Origin of the sequence: Pseudactinotalea sp. Z1732 (assembly GCF_049724975.1) — a bacterium.
In the GTDB taxonomy this organism is placed as follows: domain Bacteria; phylum Actinomycetota; class Actinomycetes; order Actinomycetales; family Beutenbergiaceae; genus CALKWS01.
The window spans coordinates 1-3,407 of the sequence record NZ_JBMPQC010000035.1 but is presented as its reverse complement, the minus strand read 5'-3'; the positions used below and the strand labels follow the sequence as shown (position 1 = coordinate 3,407).

General features: G+C 65.1%; 1 protein-coding gene and 1 pseudogene. Both read right to left on the bottom strand.

From position 1 onward, the window contains the following. Positions 1-3,189 (bottom strand): type I restriction endonuclease subunit R (locus tag ACPL7H_RS19270; protein ID WP_424798344.1); only part of this gene is annotated, 3,189 nt, incomplete at its 3' end. A gap of 2 nt (positions 3,190-3,191) precedes the next feature. Continuing rightward, positions 3,192-3,407, bottom strand: a pseudogene (locus ACPL7H_RS19265) (restriction endonuclease subunit S); the annotation flags it as partial.

Here is a 3,407-nt window from a genome sequence, read left to right as displayed (position 1 = left end):
CAGTTCCACCATCTGCTGCATCACCAACTTGATCGCCTCCGGCTGCTGATCCGGCGGATACCGATGAATCGCCAACAGTCTCCTGATGGACGTCCGCATCTTGGCCCGCACATCCTCACGCACGGTCCAGTCGGTGCGCACATCCCGTCGCATGATCGCGACCAGTTCCCGGGCGATCTTGGCCAACGTGTCTTGCCCCTGCTCCAGCACCGCGGACTCATTGGAGGCCACCGCGTCGTAGAACGCCAATTCATCATCGGAGAGCGGCGGGTCGAACTGCTCACCGCGGTGCGGCTCGGCGGACAGTTCCTGAGCGGTCTCGATCAGCGCAGCGATGACCTCAGCGGACGTGAGGTTCTGGTTGATGTACTTGAGCATCAACTCCTGCAACTGCTGGGAGAACGCCTGCCGGCGCACCACGTTGTTGCCCAGCAGCGTCCGGCTTTCCTCCAGCAGCATGTTCCGGAGCGACTCGATCGCCAGGTGCTGGTTCGGCGCCTGCTGCATCTGAGCGATGAACGCCGTGTCCAGGTCACTGAGCGCCGGCTTGTCCATCCCGGCCGCTCCGTAGATGTCGATGACCTCTTCGGACACGATCGAGGAGGCCACCAACGAGTTCAGCATCCGCTGGACTTCCTCGGGCACCGGCTCCCCGTTGGCCTGACGGTCCTCAGCGTCGCGTTTTGCCATCCATACGCGCACTTCCTCGAAGAACCGCGCATCGCCGGCCACTTCCGCCAACTGCTCAGTGTGCCCGGCGATCGCCCACACCCGGCCCAACTGCGCCGACAGCCGCCGGTAGCGAGCCGCCAGCGACTCCTCGTCAGCACCAACCTGATTCCCCGGCGTCAACGGCGAACGCAGATGGTTCACCGTGGCCTGCACCGCATCCACATAGGCCCGCGGCCCCGGCTGTGCCAGCCGCCCGCGCCAATCCACGCCCTCCAGCAGCTCCCCGAGCGTCGCCACCAACTCCCGCGCAACCGCCACAGTCTCCGAGATGTCCCGCCCCTGCGGCTTCCGCTCCCGGTCAGTGTCGGTGTACTCCTCCAGTGCTCGCGCCAGATTGTCGACCACCGGGGCGTAGGCCACCAGCAACCCGTCTTGCTTGCCCCGGAATGTCCGGTTCACCCGCGCCAGCGTCTGCATCAACAGCGCGCCCTTGAGCGGACGGTCCAGGTACAACGTGTGCAGCGGGGGTGCGTCGAAGCCGGTGAGCATCATGTCCTTGACGATCACCAGTTCCAACTCATCATCGGCATCCCGCAACCGGTTCTTGATCGCCTTGTTCTGTGAATCGCGGCGCACATGCAAAGACACCGGCGGCTGATCCGTCGCGCTGCCGGAGTAGACCACCTTGATCCGGCCCTCGTGATCCTCCTCGCTGTGCCACTCCGGCCGCAACTCCACGATCGCCGCGTACAGATCCGCGCAGATCTGCCGCGTCGCGCCCACGATCATCGCCTTCCCCGGCGTGCCCGGATTCTCCTCCGTCCCCAGTGCCTCGAACATCGCCTCCCGGCGCCGCTCCCAGTGCGCCACCAGATCCGCCGCCAACGTCTGAATCCGCGCCGGCGCCCCATACAGGGCATTGATCACCGCGACGGTCTTCTCCACCCGGTCCCGCTCGGCGTCATCCAGCCCTTCGGTGAACTCATCGGCGGCGCGATCGATGTCTTCAGCCGAGAGTTCCTCGGCCCGGTCCACCTTGATCAGCCGGCTCTCGAAGTGCACCGGCACCGTGGCCCCGTCCTCCACGGCGCGGGTGAGGTCATAGATGTCGATGTAGTCGCCGAACACCTCACGGGTGTTGCGATCCGCGAAGGACACCGGCGTCCCAGTGAAGGCAATCAACGTGGCCCGCGGCAGGGCGTTCTTCAGGTGCCAGGCGTACCCGTCCAGGTTGTCGTAATGGGACCGGTGCGCCTCATCGACGATCACGATGATGTTGCGCCGGTCCGACAGCAACGGATGCACCGCACCGGACTCGCGCTCGGCTTGGTTAAGCCCGAACTTCTGCAGCGTGGTGAAGTAGATGCCCCCGGTAATCCGGTCCTGCAGTTCACTGCGCAACTCCTCCCGGCGGCGCACCGCGACCGGCTTCTCCGGCAGCAGCAACGACCGGTTGAAGGTCTCATACAACTGCCCGTCCAACTCCGTGCGGTCGGTGATGACCACGATGGTCGGGTTGCGCAACTGGGGGATCCGCAGCACCTGGTTGGCATACAGTTCCATCTCCATCGACTTGCCCGACCCCTGGGTGTGCCACACCACCCCGGCCTTGCCGTCGGAGGCCACCGCCTGCAGCGTCTTGGCCACGGCCTTCCCGACGGCGAAGAACTGGTGCGGTTTCGCGACCCGCTTGATCAGCCCTTCCTCGGTGCTGTCGAAGGCGACGTAGCGGGTGAGGAACTCCAGGAACCGCTCCGGGGGGAACAGCCCATGCAGCACACGGTCCAACCCCGTGGAGGTGTCGTCAGAAGCGGACGACGGCGACGCTGCGGTCAGCGAGTCACCCTCCTCGGTCACATTCCAGGGGGAGTAGTGGTTCAGCGGGGTGAACGGAGTGCCGTACTGAGCGGTCACTCCATCGGAAATGATCGAGACGACGGCGAAGCGGAACGCGAGCGGGAACTCCCGCAGGTAGGTCTGCAGTTGGGCGTGAGCAGCGGCTGTATCAGCATGTGCGGCACCTGGACGCTTGAGTTCGACGATGCCCACGGGCATGCCGTTGAGGTAGAGCACGACGTCGAACCGGCGGGTCGTCTCGCCGCTGGTAATGGTGACCTGGCGAGCAGCGAGCCAGTCGTTGTGCGCAGGTTCAGCGCTGACCAGGCGGATGGTGGGGTTCTGCTCCACACCGTCGGAGTCGACGTAGGACATCCCGCGGAACCCGTCGGTGAGCATGGTGTGGATGCGCTGGTTCTCGGTGATCGCATCCTGTGACGTGGCCGAGCCTATGACGTCGAGGGCCTGGTCCAGGTAGACGCGCGGGACGTCCGGGTTGAGGCGGTGCAGCGCAGCGCGCAGCCGGGGACGGATGAGCAGTTCGTCCCAGGTGTGGCGCTCACCCTCTCCGTGCTCGGTGGTAGCGCCGGGGGCGATGGCGGTGCCAGCGACCGGCTTCCAACCGAGTTCGCCCAGGACGTCGACGGCGAGTTGCTCCAAGTCATCCTCCGAGAACCGCACGTTTACACCACCGCCTCGACCTGACGCTCGGCATCCTTCACGCGCAACTTGCCCGACATGAGTGCGGGAAGAAGTGCGTCGCGAGTGGCCGCGAGTGCACGATTCTCGATGTGACGGCTCACGATAAGTTCGAGTAGCGGTGAGCACTTCTGATCGAACTCGTGCGCAGCGTCCTTGCCCGGAAGAGTTGCAGCCGTGGATTGTAGGTCGCGTTTATT